The 5,228-nt window shown below is 71.8% G+C and carries 4 protein-coding genes; all 4 read right to left on the bottom strand.

All coding sequences use genetic code 11. The features are described 5' to 3' along the window. Positions 1 to 142: 142 nt before the first annotated feature. Genes LCD31_RS28045 through LCD31_RS28030 form a run of 4 tightly spaced genes read right to left on the bottom strand, consistent with a single transcriptional unit; the run spans position 143 to position 5,072 of the window. The gene (locus tag LCD31_RS28045; protein ID WP_224963077.1) at positions 143 to 730 is read right to left on the bottom strand and encodes a sarcosine oxidase subunit gamma; all 588 of its coding nucleotides are present in this window, start codon (positions 728 to 730) and stop codon (positions 143 to 145) included. Beyond that, positions 723 to 3,560, bottom strand: a complete 2,838-nt coding sequence (locus LCD31_RS28040; protein ID WP_224963075.1) for a 2Fe-2S iron-sulfur cluster-binding protein — start codon at positions 3,558 to 3,560, stop codon at positions 723 to 725. The genes LCD31_RS28045 and LCD31_RS28040 overlap by 8 nt, the downstream gene beginning before the upstream one ends. Next, the gene (locus LCD31_RS28035) at positions 3,557 to 3,826 is read right to left on the bottom strand and encodes a sarcosine oxidase subunit delta (RefSeq protein WP_224963073.1); all 270 of its coding nucleotides are present in this window, start codon (positions 3,824 to 3,826) and stop codon (positions 3,557 to 3,559) included. The genes LCD31_RS28040 and LCD31_RS28035 overlap by 4 nt, the downstream gene beginning before the upstream one ends. Before the next feature lie 13 nt (positions 3,827 to 3,839). Next, positions 3,840 to 5,072 (bottom strand): sarcosine oxidase subunit beta family protein, encoded by a 1,233-nt coding sequence (locus LCD31_RS28030; protein WP_224963071.1) that lies wholly within the window; start codon positions 5,070 to 5,072, stop codon positions 3,840 to 3,842. Positions 5,073 to 5,228: the final 156 nt, after the last annotated feature.

The raw sequence follows: 5,228 nt of genomic DNA, 5'->3' as shown, positions 1-5,228 counted from the left end.
CACCGCCTCACCCGGACCCGGATCGGGGACGATGATGTCGACGACCTCGACCGGCGCTCCCTTGCCGGTCGCCACGACGCCGCGCACTTCGGTCATCCAGAGCTCCAGTTCAGACGTGGGGAAATCCTGCAGGATTCGGTTGTCACCAGCCGTATTCGCCGGCGGCGTCGATGAGCCAGTCCGCGACGTACCGCGCGAACGACGAACGCACGATCAGCCAGTAGGTGGGCAGCGCCGCGTCCCGGCACACCAGCACGACGGCGGCCCGCGCCAGCAGCGTCTGCGCGCACCGGCCGGTCGCGAAGCCGCGCGGATGCAGGTCCAGCGCGCAGCCCATGTTCAGCAAGTCCCGGGCGTGCGGCCCGGAAACCTCCAGGATGGTGCGGTGCGCGGACACGTCCACCACCGCGCCGTGATCGCCGTCGAGCGCGGTGGTCAACGTGTCCGAAATGGACTCGGCGGCGCCTTCCGGTCCGATCAGCAGCCATTCGTCCGGGCCGAGGCCGAGGACCAGCGCTCCTTCGGCGTGCACCACCTCGCCGGGCTGGTTCGGCAGCATCGCGTGGATCGCGGTGCCGATCCGCTCCGCGCCGGACCCCTTCGGGTCCACCCGCAGCGTGATCTGCGCCTTGAACGGCACCTCGGTGATGTGCACGGCGTCCGGCCCGGACCGCGCGGCGAGCGCCTCCGCCCGGGTCGCCAACGGGGACTCTCCGTAGGGCTCAGCCATCGCGGCGCGCTCCTTCCTTGTCGTAGAAGACGGGTTCGGTGACCGTGAGCGGGACCAGCCGGCCGTCGAGCGGGCTGTAGACGGTGTCGCCGATGCGGTCCCGCCCGCCCTTCACCAGCGCCAGGCTGAACCCGCCGCCGAGCACCGCGCTGCGGTAGCTGGAGGTGACGTGGCCCAGCATCGGCACCGGTGGGGCGGGCAGCACCTCGCTCGCCACCAGCTGCGACCCTTCCGGCAGCACCAGGGATTCGTCCTGCGGTCGCAGGCCGACGAGGTGCTTGCGGTCCGGCCGGGCGTTGTCGGCGCGGGCGAAGGAGCGCATGCCGAGGAAGTCGTCCTTCTTCTTCGACACCGCCCAGCTCATGCCGAGGTCGTGCGGGGTGACGGTGCCGTCGGTGTCCTGCCCGACGATCGGGAAGCCCTTCTCCGCGCGCAGCACGTGCATCGTCTCGGTGCCGTACGGGGTGATGTCGAAGGGGCGGCCGGCTTCGTGCAGGGCTTCCCACACCTCGCGGCCGTACCACCAGGGCACGTTGATCTCGAAGGCGAGCTCGCCGGAGAAGCTGATCCGGCACACCCGCGCCCTCCTGCCCGCGACGACGCCGTCCTGCCAGGACATGAAGGGGAACGCGTCGTTGTCCAGCTCCAGCCCGGTGGCCACCCGGGCGAGGACTTCGCGGGACTTCGGCCCGGCGAGCGCGATGGTGGCCCACTGCTCGGTGACCGAGGTCAGGTGCACCCGCAGCTGCGGCCACTCGGTCTGCAGCCATTCCTCCAGCCAGTCCAGCACGCCGGCCGCGCCACCGGAGGTGGTGGAGAGGAGGTACCGCTGCTCGCCGGTGCGCATCACGGTGCCGTCGTCGAAGACCATGCCGTCCGCGGTGCACATCAGCCCGTACCGGATGCGGCCGACCTTGAGCGTGCTCATCTTGTTGGTGTAGACGAGGTCGAGGAACGCGGCGGCGTCCGGCCCCTGCACGTCGATCTTGCCGAGGGTGGACACGTCCTGCATGCCGACCCCGGAACGCACCGCCGCGCACTCCCGCAGCACCGCGGTCTCCATGTCCTCCCCGGGCCGCGGGTAGTACCAGGGCCGCTTCCACTGCCCCACGTTCTCGAACGGCGCCCCGCGCTGCACGTGCCAGTCGTGCATCGCGGTGACCCGCACCGGGTCGTAGAGGTCGCCGCGGTCGCGCCCGGCGAGGGCGGCGAACGCGACCGGCGTGTAGGGGGCGCGGAACGTGGTGGTGCGGGACGGTTCCCGCCCGAGCAGCTGCGCGATGATGCCGGAGGTGAGGGTGCCGGAGGTCTTGCCCTGGTCGTGCGCGGTGCCGATGGTGGTGAACCGCTTGACGTGCTCCACCGAGTCGAGCCCGGCGCCGACGGCCTTGCGGATGTCGGCGACGGTGGCGTCCCGCGCGAGGTCGACGAACTGGTTGGCGCCTTCGGAGTCGGCGGGGCTGGGCAGCAGCCAGGTGGTGCGCCCGGCCAGCACCGGCGGGTTCTTCGCCGCGGGCAGTTCGGGCGCCACGGCGTCGAACCCGGCGGCGCGCGCCGCGGCTCCGCCCGCTTCGGCACCGGTGCGCAGGCAATCGCCGGTGCCGAACACGCCGGCGCAGGCACCGGCCGACCGCACGGAGCGCAGGTCCTCCTCGGGCACGTACCCGCCGATCCGCTCCGAGTAGCGCACCCCGCCGCGGCCCTGGGCTTGCAGGTGCACCGCCGGGTTCCAGCCGCCGGAGACCAGCAGCAGGTCGCAGCGCACCACTTGGCGGACGGTCACCGGCTGGTGCTCGTCGGAGCGCAGCCCGGCGAGGTGCGCGCTGACGACCCGGCCGACGCCGGAGGTGCCGACGACGGCGGCGTCCGGGCGGATCGTGATGCCGCGCTCCACGCACAGCGAGGCCCAGTAGGTGGGCACCACGTCGCGCACGTCGACGATGGCGGCGATCTCCACCCCGGCGTCGTGCAGGTCGATCGCGGCCGCGTAGGCGCTGTCGTTGGTGGTGAACACGACGGCCCGCGTGCCGGGCAGCACGCCGTAGCGGTGCAGGTAGCTGCGGGCGGACGCGGCGAGCATGGTGCCGGGCCGGTCGTTGCCGGTGAACACCACGGGCCGTTCGTGCGCCCCGGTGGCCAGCACGGTCTCGCGGGCCCGGATGCGCCAGATGCGCTGGCGGCTGGGCGCGTCGTCGCCGCGGTGCTGCACGGCCACGAAGTAGCCGTCCTCGTAGTGCCCGAAGACGGTGGTGCGCGGGAGGGTGCGCACCTCCGGCAGCGATTCGAGTTCGGCGACGGCGCGGCGCACCCAGTCGGTGCCGGGCTTGCGGTCGAGCTCTTCGCCGCTGCCGAGCAGGGCGCCGCCGAACTCGGTGTCGGCGTCGGCGACGATCACCCGCGCCCCGCTGCGGGCCGCGGTCAGCGCGGCGGCCAGCCCGGCCGGTCCGGCGCCGACGACGAGCACGTCGCAGTGCGCGTGCATCGCGTCGTAGCGGGCCGGGTCGGGTTCGTCCGACAGCCGTCCTTGGCCGGGGATGGAGGTGGCTTCCAGGCCGTCGACGAGTTCGACGGTGGTGGCGGTCAGCATCGGTTCCGGGAACGGCTTCTCGATCTGCACCAGGGCGTTCGGGTCTTCCGGCCCGGCGGCCATGATGCCGCGGGGGCGCCCGTACTTGATGCTGGTGGAGATCTGGTGCACGCCGTTGGCCAGCAGCGCGGAGGCGAGGGTGTCGCCTTCGCGGCCTTCGTAGTCCTGGCCGTCGAAGCGGAACCGGACGGGCCGGCGGCGGTCGATGCGCCCCCCGTCGGCGGTCCTGAACTCGTTGCTCACCTGGTCACCGTCCTCGTCGCGCCGTCGGGGTGGATCTCGTTGGTGGTGGTGTCGCGCTGCACGGTGAACCAGCGCCGGCAACCGGCGTGGTGCGACCAGCGCTCGGTGAACACGCCCTTCGGATTGGCGCGGTAGAACAGGAATCGCGCCCAGTCCTCATCGGACACCGACTGCGGGTCGTCCGGGTAGCGGACGTCGGCTTGACCGCCGTAGTGGAATTCGGTCTCGTTCCGCGGCCCGCACCACGGGCAGGGGATCAGCAGCATGTGCGGACTCCGTTCAGTGCGCGACGCCCGCGGCGCCGTGCTCGTCGACGAGGGCTCCGGTGGTGAACCGCTCCAGCCCGAAGGGCGCGTTGAGCGGGTGCGGTTCGTCGTGGGCGATGGTGTGCGCGTAGCACCAGCCGACACCGGGCGTGGCCTTGAACCCGCCGGTGCCCCAGCCGCAGTTGACGTACAGGCCGTCGAACGGGGTGCGGCCCATGATCGCGGAGGCGTCGGGGGTGACGTCCACGATCCCGGCCCAGGTGCGCAGCACGTGCGCCCGCGCGAAGATCGGGAACAGTTCGACGGCCGCGGTGAGCTCGCGTTCGATGGTGTGGAACGCGCCGCGCTGCCCGTAGGAGTTGTAGGCGTCGATGCCGGCGCCGAGGACCAGTTCTCCCTTGTGCGCCTGGCTGACGTAGACGTGCACGGCGTTGGACATGACCACCGTGGGGTGCACGGGTTCGAGCAGTTCGGACACGAGCGCCTGCAGCGGGTGGCTCTGGATCGGCAGCCGCAGCCCGATGGTGTCGGCGAGCACCGAGGTGCTGCCCGCGGCGGCCAGCGCGACCTTGCCCGCGCGGATGTTCCCGCGGGTGGTCTCGACGCCGACGACCCGGTCGCCGACGGTCTCGAATCCGGTGACCTGGCAGTTCTGCACCAGGTCCACGCCCATCCGGTCCAGCGCGCGGGCGAAGCCCCAGGCGACGTGGTCGTGCTTGGCGATGCCGGCCCGCGGCTGCCAGGTGCCGCCGTGCACCGGGTAGCGGAGGTCCTCGGAGGTGTTCAGGATCGGGCAGATCTCCTTGACCTGCGCGGGATCCAGCCATTCGGCGTCGACGCCGTTGAGCTTGTTCGCCTCGACGCGGCGAACGCTGTCGCGGACCTCCTGCAGCGAGTGCGCCAGGTTCAGCACGCCGCGCTGGGAGAACAGCAGCGGGTAGTCCAGCGCTTCTTCGAGCCCTTCCCACAGCTTCAGCGCGTGCTCGTAGAGCCCGGCGCTCTCGTCCCACAGGTAGTTGGAGCGGATGATCGTGGTGTTGCGGGCCATGTTCCCGCCCGCGAGCCAGCCGCTCTCCAGCACCGCGACGTTGGTGATGCCGTGGTTGACGGCGAGGTAGTAGGCGGTGGCGAGCCCGTGCCCGCCGCCACCGACGATCACCACGTCGTAGGAGCGCCTCGGGTCCGGGGAGCTCCAGAGCCGATCCGGGTGCTCGGGCAGGTCTGCACCGGGTGTGCGCGGCGACATCAGAGCCCTCCGTTCAGGTTCGGGTACAGCGGGAACTTGCGGGTGAGCGCCTCGACGCGGTCGCGCAGCGCCTCGGTGTCGATGGTGGGTTGGAGTGCCCCGGCGATGATGTCGGCGACTTCGGTGAATTCGGTGGTGGTGAAGCCGCGGGTGGCC

The organism is Saccharopolyspora sp. 6M (genome assembly GCF_020176775.1).
GTDB classification, from domain to species: Bacteria; Actinomycetota; Actinomycetes; order Mycobacteriales; family Pseudonocardiaceae; genus Saccharopolyspora_C; species Saccharopolyspora_C gregorii.
This window is presented reverse-complemented; position numbering and strand designations above follow the sequence as displayed.